19 protein-coding genes are annotated in these 18902 nt (G+C 45.4%); 8 read left to right on the plus strand and 11 right to left on the minus strand.

The features are described 5' to 3' along the window. Both MKY59_RS17035 and MKY59_RS17040 read right to left on the minus strand, forming a co-directional pair. On the minus strand, window positions 1-693 hold the full coding sequence (locus MKY59_RS17035) for a response regulator transcription factor (protein WP_339272581.1): 693 nt from the start codon (window positions 691-693) through the stop codon (window positions 1-3). Window positions 694-1009: 316 nt separating this feature from the next. Next, complete coding sequence (locus tag MKY59_RS17040) at window positions 1010-1603, minus strand: TetR/AcrR family transcriptional regulator (protein WP_339272583.1); 594 nt, start codon at window positions 1601-1603, stop codon at window positions 1010-1012. A gap of 104 nt (window positions 1604-1707) precedes the next feature. Here MKY59_RS17040 and MKY59_RS17045 point away from each other — a divergent pair, with 104 nt between their 5' ends. Continuing rightward, the gene (locus tag MKY59_RS17045; protein ID WP_339278422.1) at window positions 1708-2724 is read left to right on the plus strand and encodes an alpha/beta hydrolase; all 1017 of its coding nucleotides are present in this window, start codon (window positions 1708-1710) and stop codon (window positions 2722-2724) included. Between the two features lie 415 nt (window positions 2725-3139). Here MKY59_RS17045 and MKY59_RS17050 read toward each other — a convergent pair whose 3' ends face one another. Together MKY59_RS17050 and MKY59_RS17055 are read right to left on the minus strand one after the other, a co-directional pair. Beyond that, window positions 3140-4567 (minus strand): hypothetical protein, encoded by a 1428-nt coding sequence (locus MKY59_RS17050; protein ID WP_339272585.1) that lies wholly within the window; start codon window positions 4565-4567, stop codon window positions 3140-3142. Between the two features lie 322 nt (window positions 4568-4889). Then, window positions 4890-5159 carry a hypothetical protein gene (locus MKY59_RS17055; RefSeq protein WP_339272587.1) on the minus strand — a complete coding sequence of 90 codons (270 nt, stop codon included), beginning with the start codon at window positions 5157-5159 and terminating at the stop codon, window positions 4890-4892. A 138-nt stretch (window positions 5160-5297) separates the two neighbouring features. Here MKY59_RS17055 and MKY59_RS17060 point away from each other — a divergent pair, with 138 nt between their 5' ends. Further along, complete coding sequence (locus tag MKY59_RS17060) at window positions 5298-5774, plus strand: tautomerase enzyme (protein ID WP_339272589.1); 477 nt, start codon at window positions 5298-5300, stop codon at window positions 5772-5774. A 113-nt stretch (window positions 5775-5887) separates the two neighbouring features. On the opposite strand, the gene MKY59_RS17065 is transcribed toward MKY59_RS17060, so the two are convergent. The 3 genes from MKY59_RS17065 to MKY59_RS17075 form a co-directional block, all read right to left on the minus strand. Next, window positions 5888-6526, minus strand: coding sequence for a L,D-transpeptidase family protein (locus MKY59_RS17065; RefSeq protein WP_339278423.1), 639 nt, complete (start codon window positions 6524-6526; stop codon window positions 5888-5890). 343 nt (window positions 6527-6869) lie between these two features. Then, window positions 6870-7526: a response regulator transcription factor gene (locus MKY59_RS17070; RefSeq protein ID WP_339278424.1), complete on the minus strand. Its 657-nt coding sequence runs from the start codon at window positions 7524-7526 to the stop codon at window positions 6870-6872. Continuing rightward, a complete protein-coding gene (locus tag MKY59_RS17075; protein ID WP_339272591.1) occupies window positions 7522-8724 on the minus strand; it encodes a histidine kinase in 1203 nt (400 codons plus the stop codon). The genes MKY59_RS17070 and MKY59_RS17075 overlap by 5 nt, the downstream gene beginning before the upstream one ends. Window positions 8725-8917: 193 nt before the next feature. Between MKY59_RS17075 and MKY59_RS17080 the strand changes: the two genes are divergently transcribed. From MKY59_RS17080 to MKY59_RS17095, 4 genes are read left to right on the plus strand one after another with little or no spacing between them, the layout of a single operon-like run. Next, entirely contained in the window at window positions 8918-9850 is a 933-nt protein-coding gene (locus tag MKY59_RS17080) for an ABC transporter ATP-binding protein (RefSeq protein ID WP_339272593.1), read from the plus strand. Window positions 9851-9886: 36 nt separating this feature from the next. Continuing rightward, entirely contained in the window at window positions 9887-10687 is an 801-nt protein-coding gene (locus MKY59_RS17085) for an ABC transporter permease (protein WP_339272595.1), read from the plus strand. After that, a complete protein-coding gene (locus MKY59_RS17090; RefSeq protein ID WP_339272597.1) occupies window positions 10684-11781 on the plus strand; it encodes an ABC transporter permease in 1098 nt (365 codons plus the stop codon). Before MKY59_RS17085 ends, MKY59_RS17090 begins: the two co-directional genes overlap by 4 nt. Before the next feature lie 29 nt (window positions 11782-11810). Further along, window positions 11811-11987, plus strand: a complete 177-nt coding sequence (locus MKY59_RS17095; protein ID WP_236412474.1) for a hypothetical protein — start codon at window positions 11811-11813, stop codon at window positions 11985-11987. Between the two features lie 77 nt (window positions 11988-12064). Here the strand turns inward: MKY59_RS17095 and MKY59_RS17100 are convergent, their stop codons facing one another. Then, on the minus strand, window positions 12065-12685 hold the full coding sequence (locus MKY59_RS17100) for a hypothetical protein (protein ID WP_339272600.1): 621 nt from the start codon (window positions 12683-12685) through the stop codon (window positions 12065-12067). Window positions 12686-12785: 100 nt separating this feature from the next. Further along, complete coding sequence (locus MKY59_RS17105) at window positions 12786-13703, minus strand: ArsR family transcriptional regulator (RefSeq protein WP_339272602.1); 918 nt, start codon at window positions 13701-13703, stop codon at window positions 12786-12788. Between the two features lie 140 nt (window positions 13704-13843). Between MKY59_RS17105 and MKY59_RS17110 the strand changes: the two genes are divergently transcribed. After that, window positions 13844-15367 carry an alpha-N-arabinofuranosidase gene (locus tag MKY59_RS17110; RefSeq protein ID WP_339272603.1) on the plus strand — a complete coding sequence of 508 codons (1524 nt, stop codon included), beginning with the start codon at window positions 13844-13846 and terminating at the stop codon, window positions 15365-15367. 178 nt (window positions 15368-15545) lie between these two features. Here the strand turns inward: MKY59_RS17110 and MKY59_RS17115 are convergent, their stop codons facing one another. Further along, window positions 15546-16565, minus strand: coding sequence for an alpha/beta fold hydrolase (locus tag MKY59_RS17115; protein WP_339272604.1), 1020 nt, complete (start codon window positions 16563-16565; stop codon window positions 15546-15548). A gap of 142 nt (window positions 16566-16707) precedes the next feature. Here MKY59_RS17115 and MKY59_RS17120 point away from each other — a divergent pair, with 142 nt between their 5' ends. Beyond that, the gene (locus tag MKY59_RS17120; protein ID WP_339272606.1) at window positions 16708-17598 is read left to right on the plus strand and encodes a LysR family transcriptional regulator; all 891 of its coding nucleotides are present in this window, start codon (window positions 16708-16710) and stop codon (window positions 17596-17598) included. A gap of 127 nt (window positions 17599-17725) precedes the next feature. On the opposite strand, the gene MKY59_RS17125 is transcribed toward MKY59_RS17120, so the two are convergent. Beyond that, window positions 17726-18892 (minus strand): MFS transporter, encoded by a 1167-nt coding sequence (locus MKY59_RS17125; RefSeq protein WP_339272607.1) that lies wholly within the window; start codon window positions 18890-18892, stop codon window positions 17726-17728. Window positions 18893-18902: the final 10 nt, after the last annotated feature.

The following is an 18902-nucleotide window of genomic DNA, read 5'->3' on the forward strand; positions in this document are numbered from 1 at the left end:
TCACCTGCTTTTGAACTTGTATCCGATTCCGAATACCGTTGCAATATGATCTGTTGCATCCAGCTTTTTGCGAAGTCGCTGGATATGCGTATCTACCGTCCGAGTATCACCTGCAAAATGATAGCCCCAGACAACATCAAGCAATTCAGATCTGCTAAATGTTCTCCCTGGATTCCTCACCAGCGTCATAAGCAAATCATATTCCTTTGGCGTTAATTCAACCGGTTGACCGTTTTTGTTTACAAGCCGTTCTTCGGACCGAATCTCAATATGATCAATACGGATGATATCCGGTTGCGAATCGTTCTGTTGCCTGTGATTGGATTGCTCCAAACGGCGAAGTATAGTTCTAATCCGGGCAATGACTTCGCGGAGGTCAAATGGCTTGGTGATATAATCATCTGCGCCGAACTCTAGTCCGAGCACTTTATCCGTTATATCGGATTTGGCCGTTATCATGAAGATGGGGATGTTATACTCGGCGGTAACCTTTTTGCATATATCCAGCCCGCTCTGGTCTGGAAGCATCCAGTCCAGGAGCAGCAGATCAGGCTGAAAGGACTGAATTCCGCTTATTCCAGCGGCTCCATTTGATGCGATAAGTGTCTGGTAGCCCTCCAATGAGAGTCCGTACGAGAGCAGGTCCGCAATGGGGGCATCATCTTCAATGATTAGGATTTTCGCATTCTTCATTATAATCTCCGTCTCTTCTAAGTACTTATGTCAGATGTAACACTGACATTGTTTCTTATGTTAACGAGTTGTGCAGAAATAATCAATTCTCGTTAAATCGAAGAGTTACGATCATGAGTACTGTGAAATAGTCAAACTTCTTTTGGATGGAAGTTAGATCACGATAAAAGAAAAAGACGAATCAATTTAAGATTGACTCGTCTCTCGTACACATATTAACGTTCTCCCTGTTTTGATTGATCGCTAAACATTTCTCCGCCAATAGCATAACAATTTGCATCAACTTCACGAAATCCCCCTTCTTCTTTTGCTTCCGTTACCCCTGACAGAGCATGTTCAAATGCTGTTCAATGACTTGCTCCACTCGCTCAGCTGTAAGCCTTTCAGGCTGCATTAACATATGAATGGCGAGTCCATCGATCAGTGCATACAGCTTCTCTGTCTCGACACCGGCATCCATATCCGGATCGGTCAAGCCCTGCGTTTGCAGCTCCTGGATCACATATTGGGCTGACATATACATCCCCTGATGCATCTGATCACTTAATTTTTTTAATTCGGGGTAAACAAGCACTTTGGCTGTAAAAGAAAACCAGACCTCCATTTCTATTTTCCTGTCCTCGTCCAACGGCAGAAATTGCAAGAGCAGATTTTTCATGTTCTGCAGTACAGATTCATTCATCTGCAATGCCTCCACTCTCTGCTGCACCCGGTCAGCAAAAAGATTCATGCAAAAGGCAAACAGCTCAGCCTGTGTGGCAAAATAATGCCTCATTGAACCTACGGATAGACCCGCTTCCTTCGCGATATTCCGAACGGTGGCATGCTCCAGTCCGTGGTCCCGGATGACGCGGATGGCAGCAGCGGCAACCATTTTTCGTTGTTTTTCATGATCTACGATTTTTGGCATAGTCCTATTATACACCAAGCTTCTCTTTTATAGTACACTGTGCTATAATCCTTTTTAGTACAATGTACTATAAAAACGCACAACAAGAAAGGAATTCGTGAATGATGGGCACAAATATTCAAAGCAGACCAAAGCGCAAGTTTCGAGTATTAAAATTCGCACTCCTATTTTTCTGTTCGGTTCTGGTGGTTATCGGGGCAGGGTTTCTCTATGAATGGTATGCCTCTTCTCAAGCCAAAGATGATTTTCCTCCTCCAGGAAAGCTGGTTGAAGCAGGAGGCTACAAACTTCATATTCATAAACAAGGAAACGGATCACCTACCATAATTATGGAAGCCGGCAGCGGTGAAACCAGTTTATCATGGAGAGACATTCCCTCGGAGCTTGCTAGACATGCAACTGTGGTGACCTACGATCGTGCAGGTTACGCCTGGAGCGAGGCCGCGCCCACAGAGCGTACAGGAGCCAACATTGTCCAAGAGTTACATCTGGCGCTTCAGAATGAAGGCATTGATGGACCCTATGTCATGGTAGGTCACTCCTTGGGGGGCATGTATGCCAGACTATTTACGCAGATGTACTCCAACGAAGTACAGGGCCTTGTCTTAATTGATGCCCGCCCTGAGGATGATGAACGGAATACGAAAGCTTTACTCCAACAGGATCATTTCAAAGGCAACCCACCTGCCGCATTACTATCCTTGTTGAAGTTATCTGGAAGCTTTCGTCTATTTCCGGACTTCATGCTGGAAGGATTGGTTGCAGAGCAAGATCGGGATGCATTTATTAACGTGATTGCAACGCCTTCCTTTTTCCGTGCCAAAGAAGAAGAAGGCAACCTCGCATATACGACAGAAGATGCCATTCGCGGGCAGAAACTCGGGTCCATTCCTGTTCGGGTCATTGCGCGCGGTCTCCCTCAGAACTATGCCCAGGCGGGAATTTCAACTGAAGTTGGGCACCAGCTTGAAGCGATCTGGCAAGCAGGTCAGCGTAACATGATGAATCTGTCCAGTGACAGCAAGTTGATCATTGCCGAACAGAGTGGTCATATGGTGATTCATGATGAACCGGAGTTGGTTGTGAAGACCATTCTTGACTTGGTTTCGAATATAGACTGAACGAGACGGATTGAAACATAGTCCTGTACCGCAGAACATTTTAGCAGAGACTGTCCTTACAAAAAAAACGCCTGACGGCGTCCTTTAGGTTCGAGCATCTATTTCATTGTAGGGTTCGACAATGGCGTTGTGGGAGGCGGGGCTGAACGCAAATTTTAAACAAAATATGGCCACATTATCAATTGAAGCAAGGAAAAGCCTTTGACGACTCCCGATGTCAGCAAAGGCTTTCCGATTCACATACTTTACTTGTCACTCAAGTTCGTGACTTTCAGCATTCTTACGATAAGTGCCGTCACTTCCGCACGCGTCATTGATCATAAGGTTGGTGAATCCATCCAATTGTTCTCGGGTTTAGCGTAGTATACAAAAAATGTAGATCTGTTTCCAAACGCCAAAATGGCACAATGAGAACTTACCAGACGATATCACGATTCAATATATTGGATAATTTCTCTGCTCCCTTGTAATTCATGTGAGAAGGATCGTAGAAATCAGAATCATCAAACTCATCGGATGAATAGTAGTCCAGAAATTGAAAATGATGTTCCGAAGAAAGTTTATTAATGATTTGATATAATTCATGCTTAAAAGCCATAGGGGTAAAACTCTGATACAGTTTGGTAACAGGACATATCATGATAATCGGTTTAATTGAGTTCGTCAGGAGGAATTCCAGATATCCCCTCAATATTTCTTTGTTCTCAGCTACGGTGATCGGATAATTTTTGTTAAAATCTCTTTTTATCGATTTTATCCCCTCAACAATTTCCTCGTACGTTTGTTTCTGACAGTCATACTCTACCGAATAACCATCGCTTATTATTTTTTGAAAATAATCTTTTTCAGGTTCAAAAGCAGCCGAGAAATGATCTTGCTGTAAAATAGCATCTTCAACTTTCTCGAGCATATGATGATAATAAAGATACTGGTCGGTTCTTTCGTTATTATGCATCGTATTGGTTATTGGATAATAATAATTCACTCTGGCTTCGTTAGTACTTTTGGATAAATCATAGTGAAAACTATAATAACTTAACCCAATGACTGCATGCTGCAGATTTTCTCTGACTTCTTTATGACTATACGCATATTTAAACATTTCAAAATCATAGAACAAGTCTTGGCCCGGGTTCGCCAGATTAACGAAATTTCCCCTGAGCAGCTTTTCATTTACACCCTTTTGTACATAAGATAACCCTGTTAAAATACCAGTATAGTTTTTTTCGTTAGACAAGAAGTCAAAGTGTTTAATATAAAATTCAGGGCTGCTCAAAATCAGGGTCTTCAATAAATGATAATCAAGGAAGCGCTCGTCCCCTAGAATCCTTTTCAGATTACTAGCTAAATGATCATTCGTACTAATACTAAATACATAGTCAAACGTTTTATGAGCAATATCATTGAGGTCAATAATTTCAAGTTTGTTTATGTATTTTCCCGAATTGTCGCCACCATCATCAATAAAAGCAACGATATCCGCTTTATTTCGATCAATAAGTCTATCTACGCATAGGGAAAGGTGGTTTACGCCCAAAACAAGTATTTTATATTTCATATGTTTGTTCAACAACTCAGCCCAGATCTTAAACTCATTTTGCAATTTCTCTAAACTTCCGGAAGTTTGATTGCTTTCATTGTAGATTTCAACGATTTCAACTAAAACGCTACTGAGCCGCTCGGTACCTTCCCGCACCTCTTCGAAATCGGGACATCCATTCATTGACTTGTTTGTTATTAAAAACAAGTCAATGAATTCATTCAAATGCTCTTTACTGGCATCTGTATTCTCATTTTCTTTTGCAGCGAGAAGACAGTTATCCATCAATTTAAGATTGTTCATAGTGGAGATCCTATAACTACCCGTATTCAAATTCTATTCCACGCTTTCCTGAGATTAAATTATCTCTTATTTTTTCATATAAACTCTTATGACATTATACCCTAAATTTCAAAAAAATTTATACTCCTTTTTACACTTGCCTACGCACTATTCGGCTAACTAATCAATGCGCACTGCCCTGTTTTAAAATGACCCTGTAAGATACACACTTTATCTTATAGGGTCTTTTTGTTAATCATTATGAAAAAAACGAAATATGGTAAAATGAGTATTTACGCACTAATTTTGGGTTTCATCATCAATTATCGGATTAAAGACTTGGTCAAGACTGTAACACTTTCACACTGTCCTGGCACCATTGAATCAAACTAGAGAAATGACTTTTCCCGTATTGGTTGGCGATCATCCAGTATTTATAGTTCACATCGGATCGATCCATGTTCAAAAGCCATTTCTCGAGATTCTCGAATACCCTTAAGCTTTCTTCAAGCTTACGTTGATAGGCTTCAATATGCATGATGATTATATCCGGCGATGAGTTGCTGCCAAAGAAAACCCTCAGCAGCAGCTCGTTTTTCTTAAGCTCTACCAAATAATCCGCTGGCTGGGATAACCAATCAGATATTGTCCGCCTGCCTTGATCCGTAATTCGGTAAAGCTTGATCTATATTTGATTTGCCGGCAAAAATCCATTTTTATAAAATGTATATTCTTTTAAAGGAGCATATTTATGACAATTATCAATGTGAATTACCCTGTTGGTCGAATGACCGTTCAGCAGCGCAGTCAGTTGGCTGAAGCTTTAACGGATGCAGTATTAGTTCCGGAAGTAGGACAATATTGCCCGCCTGCAAGAGAAGGATTTCAAGTCCATTTTACGGAGCGTCCTAAAGATTACATGGCAATCGGAGGAAAGTTATTATCTGAGCAGCCTGACCGAGACGTGATTACGGTCAACATTCTCGTCATGGATGGAGACTGGCCAAACGAGGTCCGCAGCATCGTGATTTCAAATATATACAAATGCCTGACCAGCATCCTTGAAGTTGAGGAACCTTCACCGAATTGGTGGGTAAGTTTTCAAGTCATAGAAGATGGAAGCTGGGGATCTCGCGGCGGTGTGCTTTCCATACTTGACTTGGTGGAATCCGGAGTCTTTACAGATGAAAAGATACAAGCCATTCGGAAGAACATGTTACCTGAATAAAAACAATCGACATATTGAAAACACCTCCAGTTAATCTCTACATCTTTCGATATAGATGCTTTATCTTGAGGTGTTTTGATTTGCGCCTGCGGTCCCTTGCCTTGGATTCACATCTATTCAACCAAACCTAACTCTTCATATACCTTCTGAGAAACAACACCATTCGGAATAAGGTGATGATCCTTCTGATATTTCTTAAGTGATTCGGTTGTATTGAAGCGGAACTTCCCGTCACATTCCCCATTGTAATATCCTGCGCTTTTTAACCGGGATTGAATAAGCTGCACGTCTCCACCAACATCCCCCTCGGCTAAATCCCTCGGATTTTGATTGATTTCTCCAAGCACATGACCATATATCGTTACTTTGGTTCCAATCGGGATTAATTCGTACAGTTCGATGACATCCCGGTTAAGCATCCGGATACAGCCATGGCTAAGGTGTTGACCGATGGAATAGGGTTTATTCGTACCGTGTATTCCAAAATTGCCCCACGGAACATTCAATCCGATCCAACGCGGGCCAAACGAGGGCCCCCAGTTGGTTCCTTTATATTCGACTCTATAATCTCCAACTGGAGTCGGTGTTGACGGATTGCCAACGGCTACAGGGTAGGTCTTAATGACTTGCCCCTGCTTTCGTACAAGCAACTTGTGACGTTCAGGATAGATCGCAATCTCAAGATCGCTTTGCTCATGTATAATGGGCAAGACGGGCGGAGTTAAATGAAACACTCCAAGCATTGCCAACATGATTAGAATCCATTTTTGATTCGTTAGTATCATGTGTTTTCACCATGTTAAGTCAATTTCATATTGATCAAACATCTTTAATATTTAATCAATAACGACATTTTATACACTTCATTTTGTTGATTTCCCCTCCTTCCCCTACGAGGTCGACCATGGGCTCAAATCAAGTTTTTTCAGTCAGGTTAAACCAAAAAATTTAGAGCTGTATACTAAAACCGTTAAAAAAAGGAGCGCTGCTAATTGGCAACTGCTCCTCGCTTTTCTTCAGTAATTCACACAGGCTGCAAATTTTCCTTATAGTATACATGAAAGGCAATGCTTCGTAGCATGATCACTGCTTTCGCTAAAAAGACTCCCACCGACTTAGTAGTAGTCCAAGCTCCGTTCGGTTTCGGCATTCTAGTTTCTCAAGAATGCGGGACACATAATTTTTCACTGTGCCCTCTGTGACGTATAGAGCAAGCGCAATGCTTTTGTTGCTTTTCCCTGATAAAATTTGCCTGGCCACCTCCAATTCCCTTGGAGTCAGCAAGTCCAGTTTTTCATGATGAGTATCCGATGAAAACCCTTCATGGGGAGCATAGGAACCCGTCAAGCCTTTCACCATCTGCTCTGTTACCCGAGAAGTAAGCAGGATGCTGCCGGAGTTGGCCGCTTTAATGGCATTCATAATTTCCGCAGAACCCGAATCCTTCAGGATATACCCGTCGACCCCGTAGCTTAATCCCCTGATTATATAATCCTGTTCGTTGAACGTGGTAAGAATAATGATTCGAATATCGGGGTATTGATCCTTGACCCGCTTTGCTGCTGTAATTCCGTCCATCACGGGCATTCGGATATCCATTAACACGACGTCTACTTGCAGCTTGTTCAAAAGGTTAAGCAATTCTTGTCCGTTCACTGCCTCTCCGACGACTTCAATTTCCTCATGCAGGCTTAGAATCATTTTGAGTCCTTCCCTCACGATTTCCTGATCATCCACAATCATAACTCTAATCAAGGCAGATGCCCCCTTTATCCATTGAATTCAATTCGGTTTTCCCGCTCACGACAGGAAGCCGGACTTCTATTGCAAATTCGGGATTAAGATGAATCATCATTTGTCCCCCGAGGGCCGTGATCCGTTTTTCCATGCCAAGCAACCCATAGGATTTGTCCAGCGAATGGCTGACCTGGCCGTTATTACGGATTTGCATGTAGATCCCCTCTTTGCTTTTCACGATCCGAATATGGAAACGGGTTGCTCCCCCATGCCGAATTCCATTGGTCAGAGCCTCTCTAACGGTTTTAAGCAGGCAATCTTTAATCTTGGAAGGTTGTTCCTCTATGGATGAATCCAGTTCAAGCTCGAATCCGACCCCTGTCGTTGGATCAAAATTGGAAAACAGTTCGTTTAGCGCGACTCTCAAATGGTCGATCTTGTTTGTGGGATTGAGCGTATCCACCGCTTTCCTTAAACTGGCCATGCCTTCCTTGGAGATCAGCAGCGTTTTGCCCAACACCTCTTTCGTTCTCTCGGGGGATTGGTCAACCGTTTGGTACGCATACTCCAGATTCATGCCCAAGGCAACCAGCGAATGGCCGATGGAGTCATGCATTTCCTGGGCGATTCTTGTCCGTTCTTTCGTGATGGTTAGCTCCTGGACCATGCTTGAATATAGCTGCAGCTTGCGATTCGCATCCTGAAGTTCGCTATATAAACGTTCTGTTCTGGTCTTCTCCGCAATAATCGTTCTGAACAACAAACCCACAACCAAAAAGCCGGCAAAGTTGATGACATCATTGAACAATTGGTCTCCCAATGGGAACGAAACCAGATCTGGAAGAACGTAAGCCATACCATCCAGACCTACGAGAAGGGGGATCAAACGATCGCCAAAAATAATGAGTTCGATCAATATAAGCTGAATCAGGGCAGAGATGCCTATCGAGGGTAACAGGAGGTTTAGCGCAGCCAAAATGAACATGCTGGCGGCCATGGAATACACGAACGCACTGCGTTTACGATAAGATAACAACCCGTATCTCCCACGAATGAAGTCATTCAGAGCAAGCGCACCGACCAACGGCCAAACTGCAAACGGAATGGGTCGATCCAGGTTCCATAACTGATGGACGAAAGACATAAACAACAATACTTTAAACGTAAGCAGTACATAAATCCGGTTATTAACGGAGGCAAACAACTCCAACATCAAATCTCCTCACTCCACGTGGTAAATAGACAGTTCTTCCATCATACCACGGTTGAATCTCGCAGAGTAGATAACGAAAGTCATGTTAACAAGACACCCCTTCGAATGGTTACTTTCGTGAATTGTTGCCCCCGCAACGAGCTAATACACTGGTATAGCAGCAATGCCAAGTCAACCTTCTGGAGGGAAAACATTGTTAGAACTAATTCAAGTAACTAAAGCATACGGCAACCGAAAAGTCGTTCAAAATTTAAGCCTACATGTCCACCATGGCGAAATTATGGGACTTCTTGGCCCCAATGGCGCGGGAAAATCCACAACCGTTTCGATGATTTCGACGATTTCGGAACCGGATCGCGGTGACATAAGAGTAAATCAACAAACCGTCAAAGGACGTTTAGCCGAGGTCAAAAAGATCATGGGCGTTGTCCCTCAGGACCTCGCCTTGTACGAAGCGTTGAGCGCCCAGGACAATCTGGAGTTTTTTGGCTCCCTGCATGGAATGAGGGGACAGACACTCAGAGACCGCGCCCAAGAAGTTCTTGAGCTCATGGGACTGCATGATAAAAGATATCAAAGCGTCGGAGAATTTTCCGGAGGGATGAAGCGCCGGATCAATATAGGCATTGCGCTGATGCACAGACCCCAATTGCTGATTTTGGACGAACCGACCGTCGGCATTGATCCACAGTCCCGAAACCATATCTTGGAGATGGTCAAACAATTAAGCCGGGATCAGGGAACAACGATTATATATACCAGTCATTACATGGAAGAAGTTGAATATCTGTGCGACCGTGTAGCTATCATGGATCACGGCAGGCTTATCGCCTGTGGAACGAAGCAGGAACTTAAACAACAGTCAGAGGCTCTGGATATCCTGACAATCACCTATCAGCCGAACGGGTTTGAAGATTGGGAGGCAGTCAGCCGGATCGGGGGAATTCAAAAGATGGAACTGGAAAGCAGCCGATTGATTCTTTCCATTAATACGGCGATCGGAAGTGTTATAGACATTTTGGATGCATTGAGAACATTGGGCGTACAGATGTCCTCTTTTCAATATGAGGAAGTTATCCTGGAGCATGTGTTTTTGCAGATGACGGGAAAATCTTTAAGGGATTAAGGGGGGATTTTTGTGCATCCATGGATTCGCATTCTATTGCTGGATATCAGGCTTTTATCTAAATCGAAAGTGTTTTATTTCAAGCTTGTTTTGCTGCCCATTGCCATGATTTTTAATTTGGGCACTCTGTTCGGCAAATCCTCGCTCCCTTCCCATTCTCATCAAGAAGCTTCCACCGGACGGGTAGGCACGGATTCAAACATTGTTTTTCCTGTCGAATGGGTATCCGCCACAAACCAAACGGTTGACCCGATGCAATATGAGGCCGTAGCCATGACGGTACTGTTTTCCTTTCTCACGGCTTTCGAGCTCGCACACAGTCTGGTACGGGACAAACTGAATCACACACTGGGCCGCATTCAATCCTCGCCTTTGCCCATGATTCATTATGTCGCGGGAAAGCTTCTTGGCATTACTCTTGCCATTGTTGTTCAGATGGTAGTGGTTATGTTCAGCAGTCGTCTGTTTTTTCAGGTAACCTGGGGCCATGTTCCGGCGGTGCTCTGTATTACGGCCCTTTACGGGCTTTGCATTGGTTCGGTGGTCTTAAGCTGTGGTTTCTGGGCCAAAGATCATGCTTCCATTTCCAGTTTTTCCGCCCCCGTACTGTACGGGCTTGGTTTTTTGGGAGGCAGCTTTTTCAATAAAGACAGCTTCCCGTACATATTAAAAAAAATCCAGGAATGGACACCCAATGGGCGAGCCATCGATGCCTTCTTACACGTAATGCAAGGGAAGAATTGGTCGGCACTTTTCTGGGATATGCTCATACTGGCGGGAATGGCAGGCCTGTTGTTATTGATGGTCTTGCTCTCCGCGGGCAGGAAGGTGAAATGAATATGCAGTTATGGCTTATGGTAACAAAACAAATGAAGTTGATGCTTGCGAATCGGATCGCCCTGTTGGCACTTTTGGCCGCCCCTCTCCTGCTCACGTATTTATTCGCGTTTGCCCGGGATGAATATCCGATTACGATCTATATCGCCGACCAAGACCAGAGCGGCTACTCTCACCAGTTGACCTCAATGCTTAAGGAGGACGGCAGCTTTAATGTCTTGATCCTGCCGGAAAACATTATGCATGAGAAAATCATGGAACAAGATACGGCTGCGGGCATCGTCATTGAGCAGGGGTTTGAATCAGGCGCTGGAGAAGGAAATGTTCCTTCACACATTAAATTGGTGCTGCCTAAGAGCAGTGCTCATCAAAACGTCGGACAATTTATCGGTGCAAAACTTGAAGCGTTCCTGCTCCATCAGGCGGAACCGGATCAACGCCTTCTTTCTTACAAAAAAGCGATAAATTCGTCGGAGGGATCGGTTCGTTCAAGGCTTGACGGATTCCTGCTGATGTTCCTGTGGTTTGCGGTGATCCAGGGATTCCGCACCTTGATGGATGAACGCGAGAACGGCCTTCAGCGCAGGCTGCTCATGGTGCCGGTACGCTTTGCCAAATACCTTCTGTCCAAGGTCATTTCGGCTTACCTGGTTGGCATTTCGATTGCCTTCCTTGTATTGATCGCCAGCACATGGTTTCTGGACACGACGGTATGGGATCATTTCGGATTTGACATGGCGATTTGGGCCTCTTACCTGCTGGCTATTACAGGGCTGGTGATGCTGCTTGTGCCCTGGATCCATTCCCACCAAAGTTTTACCGTAACCGGGTCTGTCATTATGGCTTTAGCCGGGATTTTGGGAGGGTCATTCTTCCCGATTGAGGACAGCTTCCCCAAATGGTTCAGGCTGATTTCCGAGTGCGTACCCGGTACATGGGCCATGAGGGCGTTGAAGGACCTAAGCATGGGGAGCTATTCCCTTACATCAACCCTCGAAGTGGTTGGCGGATTGAGCGGGATTGGAATTGTGACTATAGCGCTATCGTTCCTGCTGATGAATTATACACTGCACAAACAAAAACGGAACGGTTAAACGTTCAGGTAAAAGGAGTTTGTTCGTTCATGAATCTAATGGGTTTGCTCGGCATGATCGAGATCATTTCAGGAATACTTGTCAACGTATATATCGGCCCTCTGGCCAACATTCTTTTTCGGAAAGACGGGACAGGTCCGCGCATTCCGCTGCGCGTAGCAGGCATATATTTAATCATTAACGGCTTTTCTAGATTGACCAGCTGAATCGATTACCGAAAAGCCAGAACAGCGGGGAATCCGCTGGTCTGCTTCAAGAATGAATTGGCACAGCATCTCGTCCGTCACGCTTTCGTATATTGCAAAATGGCCGCTGCTGCACGGACGCGCAAGTCCTCCTTGTCGCTGTGCAGCGCAGCCTTCAAAATATCGAGCGCAGATTGTACCGTTGCTCCATCCACATGGACCGAAGGTGCATCGTTCGATTTTTCGATGGCATCGGTCGTCATATGCTCCAATTGGGCCTGGGATACCGGGTGTCCGAATTTTGCAAGGGTTGAGGAACTGTGGCAAAGCTCCCGAACTTTATCGTTTGCCTCTTCTAGGGGAACTCTGCCCAGCCAGGTCACTCCTCTTCGATGGCAAATCAAATCTTCTCCGATTCCGCAAGAATCATCGTAATAGTAATCACCCACGTCTCCAATATAGATCCAATGGCCGTCGTGAATCAAAACACGGTCCCCGTCTTGCATGACTTCTGCAAATGTATGCAGCGTCTCCATGGAAGCCGCAAGCTCGCCCCCTTCCAGCTTATAGCTTGAAACAAGCCGTTCCTTCCATGCTGCCGGTGGATGCATTTCCAAATCTCCTGTTCCCGGCCATGCAATCCCGATGAAGTTGTCGGCAAGAAACGACGATCGGCGGTCAATGTCGTGCACCGCCGTTTGAATATGAAAGAGATTCATCTTGATTCCTCCAAAAGCTTAAATTAATGTCTACTATTCAAATTTACTTGTCGAACAGAACTCAAGCCAAATACGTTTGCAACATGATGGAGCATTCTTCTTAGGTATCGGTCGGCAAATCGTAATAATATCGGATCACGATATCCTGATCGTAATTGCCGAAGCCCTTTCCGAACAGCGTTAACCCGCCTCTTCCCCGCACCGCTTCTTCGGGATGGATCCGAAAGGCCCAGTTCGTGGCCTCTAGCTGCAAATCGTGAATTCCGACATCCGAGATGCGCTGTCCGTCGATGAAAGCACCTTGGTCATTGATGCGTAGAACCTTCAATAGGCCGTATTGGTTCACGTCGGAATGCCACCATTGCGGTGTAAGCCTACCCCTTCGGTTCCCGAAATCTCCCGGGCTTGTCCAGGTTCCTAAATGTTGCCCGTTCAGCGAAAAACGGATGTCCGAAGGCCAGTTTTCATTGGTTTGAGGAGCCTCTGAACCGAGTTCCAGCGAAATTTCAATTTCTCGGAGTATCTCATCCTTATGTAAATAATTCGGGATTTTATACTCGACGAATCCTCGCGCCATCCATAATATGCCCGCATGAACCCGATCCGGGTCCATGAAGCAGGCCGGCGTGTCGTACTGTCCGATCATCCGGGTCGTCGTGGCAATGCCGCATGTCGGCCACGCTTCGTAATCCGTGTATTGTCCAACGGGAATCGACACCTCGTGGTAAGAAGCATCCACCTGCTCGGGAGACAGTTTGATCAGCATGTACTCTTGCGTGACATAACAATATTTATAGGTTCCCCCGTTCTTTCGCTTCATCCGGCTTCCCACAATGCCGGCCTTTTGCAGCTTGCTGACATGAGTGCTCACAATGGCTTTGCTGAGATAAAGCTCGTTTGCGAGTTCATTGATATGCATTTCTTTATTCAGCAGCAGCAAACGAATGATATTCAAGCGCGCTTCGCTTGCCAACGCCTCGTAGACCGCAAGAGAAGATGCGTCCGTACTTAACTGCATCGTTTAGTCCCCTTTGACTAGAATTCGCTATTTAGCGAACTCATAAAAATAAGCTTGCCCCTTATATCTACATTATGATACACATTAATTATCAAATCAACCTATTGATTTCGCTATTTAGCTAATTCAAAGATAAAGATATGGAGGTTTTCCTTTTGCTCAAATCCAAAATGCTCATCGACAAAGACTTTCAGATCGCTTCGGTCGACTCCCGTATATACGGGTCTTTTATCGAACATCTGGGGCGAGCCGTTTACGGCGGTATTTATGATCCGGGGCACCCTACGGCCGACGAACGCGGGTTCCGCAAGGATGCCATCGAGGCGATCAAAGCGCTGAACGTGCCGATTATCCGTTATCCCGGCGGCAATTTCGTATCTGGGTATAACTGGGAAGACGGTGTAGGTCCGGTAGAAGAGCGGAAACGCAGACTTGAGCTTGCATGGTGGACTATCGAAACCAATGCGGTAGGGACGAACGAATTCGCGGATTGGGCCAAGCTCGTCGGAACGGAAGTCATGATGGCGGTCAATCTCGGCACGAGAGGCATTGATGCGGCAAGAAACCTTGTCGAATACTGCAATCATACTTCAGGCACCTATTGGAGCGACCTGCGCATTTCTCACGGCTATAGGGAGCCTCATAAGTTCAAAACCTGGTGCCTTGGCAATGAAATGGACGGCCCATGGCAGATCGGAGCTATGACGGCTGCCGAATACGGCCGAATCGCCAACGAAACGGCAAAAGCGATGAAATGGGTCGACCCGAGCATTGAACTCGTGGCGTGCGGCAGCTCCAGCCGGGGCATGAGCACATTCGCGGAATGGGAAGCTACCGTGCTTGACCTGTCCTACGAGAATGTCGATTATCTGTCTTTGCATGCCTACTACAATAACAACAAAAACAACACTTACGATTTCCTGGCGACATCGCTGGATCTCGACCAATTCATAGACAGCGTAGCATCCATCTGCGATTTTGTTCAGGCCAAGAAACGCAGCAAAAAGAAGCTTATGCTGTCGCTTGACGAGTGGAACGTTTGGAATTCCATCGGAACGAGCCGGGCCGAGGAGCGTTGGCAGATCGCGCCGCCGGAATTTGAGGACGTGTACACGCATGAGGATGCGCTGGCGGTGGGATGTTACCTGATTACGCTTCTCAAGCATGCGGATCGTGTGAAGATGGCCTGCATTGCCCAACTGATCAACGTTATTGCGCCGATCATGACCGAAAACAACGGAGCCATCTGGTTTCAAACCACGTATTATCCGTTCATGCATGCATCCAATTTCGGACGCGGCACCGTTCTGCAATCCATCGTCTCTTCGCCGAAATATGATTCCAAGGATTTTACCGATGTGCCCTATCTCGAATCGATCAGTGTGTACGACGAGGAGCAAGGAACCATCACGATCTTTGCAGTAAACAGGCATCTTGACGAAAAGATGGAGCTCGACGTCGATCTTCGTTCCTTCGGGGAAACGACGTTCATTGAGCATATCGTTTTGGAGAACGATGATCTGAAAGCCGTCAACACCAAATCGAACCCGCACAACGTCGTCCCTCACTCCGGCGGACATACAAAGGTAGACAACGGCCAATTGCAATCCGTCCTGAACAAAGCATCATGGAACGTCATCCGTCTGCAAACCAAGCAAGTTTAAATTGGCTTGATCATCACCAAGAACCATTATCCCGATAAGCTGAACCTAAACGTAACATTTGCAAAACCATAAAGACCTCCGCCCTGAATTACAGGGTTGGAGGTCTTTTCGACTTGGATATAGGATACCCCTTAGCATTCAGGAGATTCGGCAATATCGTCCAAAGCAAATAACCGATCTATTCATTTGTGCTACGTGCCAACAAGTCTTTCAGGTTGTCATCAATAAATTGATTATCGATCCTGTTGATTCCCCGACCGGCAAAATGGCCCCAAACCGACGGGATTGGGTTATAGACAGCATTAGGCATAAGCTTAGCCTCGTATTCATTATCTTCTGCTGCACAGAAGAGATCCGTACTTCCCGGCATGATGCAGGCAAGAGCTTTAATGCTTCTGAGCGCTTTATCGAAATCTCCATTATAAGTGGGGTTTGCACTAATATCTGCATGCTGACCCGTCCATAACATGGCCAGAACATTATGAGGGTCCATATTCATAAAGCTATCTTCCCAGACGCCGGATATAAAATCTTCCAAGGATTCAAACCCCAGCTCTCTATAAAGCTTCTCCCTATAAAAAGCATGCGACACCCCCCATCCCCCATAGACCCGGCCAACGGCACGCATGTCTGCAGAAGTCAGCTGGTTAAGCTTACTTGAATCGAAACGGGCTGCAGCCATGAGCGCAGCTTTCATACCGTCCAAGACAACAAAGGTATGGGGCCAAGACTTGGAGACACCCGCGAAAGGTGCAATTCGTTCCACCATCTCCGGATAACTTGCACCCCATTGAAATGCCTGAATGCCTCCCATGGACCACCCAACGACGAGAGCAATCTTCTGAATACCGAATGTTTCGGTCACCAGCCGATGCTGAAATTTAACGTTGTCGTAGATAGTTACCTGCGGAAAATGAGCCCGGTCGAATGGTGGAGGCGTATTACTGGGAGACGAGGATAAACCGTTGCCCAGCAGATTTGGAACGATAATAAAATATTTTTCCGGATCCAGGGCCATCCCGCTGCCAATCAGCCATTCATTCTGAACATGCTGGTCGCCAAAAGCAGTCGGATAGAGAACGACATTATCTTTCTGTTTATTTAATTTTCCATAAGTCTTATAAGCAAGAAAAGCGCTTGGCAACGTCACTCCCGATTGCAAGGTTACATCACCCAAATTAAAAATCTCATAATCCATCGTATGTTCGCTCCCTTCAAAATAGAAACCACACGTCCAATGTGTAATTTCTTGTACATAGTATAGAGCTGTGATACTCTCAGTAAAAGTGAATAGAATTCAAGATAGTATTCAATTAAATTGAAAGTAAAGGGGATGTATGATGGAGCTGCGTCAATTGATCACGTTCCGCACCGTTGCTGTAACATTGAATTTCACTCGGGCTGCGGAAGTTCTGAACTACGTCCCCTCCAATGTGACAATGCAAATTAAAGCTTTGGAGGAGGAGCTTGGCATTCGTCTCTTTGATCGTTTGGGCAAACAGCTTGCTCTCACTACGGCGGGCAAACGCTTTTTAACGCATATCCAAGGCGTTCTTGACAAATTGGACGAAGCCCGCAGCGTTGTTCATGACAACGAAAATCTAAGTGGCACTCTAACGATAAGTGCCAATGAGGTCATTTGCGCCTATCGCCTTCCAGCCGTCTTTCAACGGTTTCGTTCCCGGCATCCTGGAGTTCGTCTGATTTTCCGCTCCGTTCCAAATCAAGAGCTCAAGCAAACCCTTTTGGAGGGAACCTCGGATGTCGTCTATATGTTGGACGAACCCATTCGCTCGAGCGCGCTTGTCGTGGAGCCTTTACTGGAAGAAAATTTCCGCTTGTTCGCTGCACCCGACCATCCACTTGCCAAACAAACGGATTTACGACTGGAAGATTTCCATAATGAAGTGTTCCTGACGAATGAAAAAGGTTGTCCCTATCGAACCATGTTTGACCGGTCATTTGAAAAAGAGGGCATGGACAGCATTACGTATTTAGAGTTTCAAAGTGCCGAAGCGATTAAACAATGTGCAATTTCGGGAATCGGCATTGCTTTTCTTCCTGAAATCGTAGTGGAAGTCGAAGTTGAACGCGGAGAACTTGTGGCCCTTCCATGGCAAATTCCAGACTTGCACGTGTTTACACAGATGTTGTGGCATAAAGACAAGTGGCTTTCACCTATCATGGAATCTTTCATAGAAGCATCTAGGGAACTTCTTGCAAAAGAATAACAACGACGTTAGATTACTAAAACAACACTTTAGTTGAACAAAAAGAGCCGATCGCATTGATCGACTCTTTTGTTTTTTGCTCAATAAAGAGCGCTTCCCGGAATTGAATCTCTGCCCGTGACTGTTCTTATCCTCCAATATTAGATTTGCTCTTCATGGAAAAAGATAACACCGCCGGAATGATCCCAAGCGCAACACCGATCGCTCCAAATAAACCAACGGATTGAAGGGATATGTTTTCCACGACCATTCCCCCAATTATAGCCCCACCGGCCATACCCAATTGAATGATTGAAGTGTTTAAGCTCAGGACAATCCCCGAGGCTTTTGGAGCCATACCAATTAGATATACCTGTTGGACGGGGCCTGTTGACCAGGCAAAAAAGGACCACAACATAAGTAAGGGCAGCATGATGAATACGGAAGTTTGGGCGAGTCCTGTCATTAAAAGCAAGATCCCGGAATGGAAAAGCAGGCCTCCAATCAATGTACGGGGAATCCCCCATTTATCCGCACCATAGCCGCCGACCTGGGAACCTAGCAGACTGGCTATACCGAATGCAAACAGCCCTATACTGACCATGCGGTCGCTCATTCCAGTAATGTTCAACAGGAATGGAGAAATATATGTGTAAATGATGGTATAACCAAGTATCCAGAAAAATCCTATGGATAGAGCTATAGAAATTCGAGGCGTTTTAAGCAAGGATAACTGCTCCCGTATCGGCACAGGAGTCTCTCCCTTAGACTTAGGAATAGTCAACCCAAGTACAAACATTGCAATCAAGCTGAGTATGCCGATTCCCGTAAAAATGATCTTCCAATCATAGGAACCAGCAATCACTCTTCCTAAAGGAACACCGAGAATAAGCGCAAGGTTAAAGCCTAAAAGAACGGTAGCAATTGCACTTCCTTGCTTGCCTTGTTGAGCAATGTTGGCGGCGACGGTCAAGGCAACCACCATAAATACACCCGTGCCAACCGCCAGTATGATTCTAGCTCCCAGCAGCATGGAGAAACCGGTCGTTAAAATCGTGACTAGATTGCCTATGAAAAATAGCGTCAACGCAGCCAGCATAAGCTTTCTTCGATCCATTTTTGCAGTGATTGCAATCAAAATCGGGGTGCCGATTGCGTAAGCAAGTGAGTAAACGGTGATGAGTTGTCCAGCGGCTGCCAGCGTCACTCCGGTATCACTTGCTATTCTATCCAGTATACCCGCGATTACAAATTCAGATGTGCCTACCAAAAAACTGACAATGGCCAGAATATAAATTTTCCAAGGATTTCCCATGTTATTCCCT

The sequence above is a fragment of the Paenibacillus sp. FSL W8-0426 genome (assembly GCF_037969725.1).
GTDB classification, from domain to species: Bacteria; Bacillota; Bacilli; order Paenibacillales; family Paenibacillaceae; genus Paenibacillus; species Paenibacillus hubeiensis.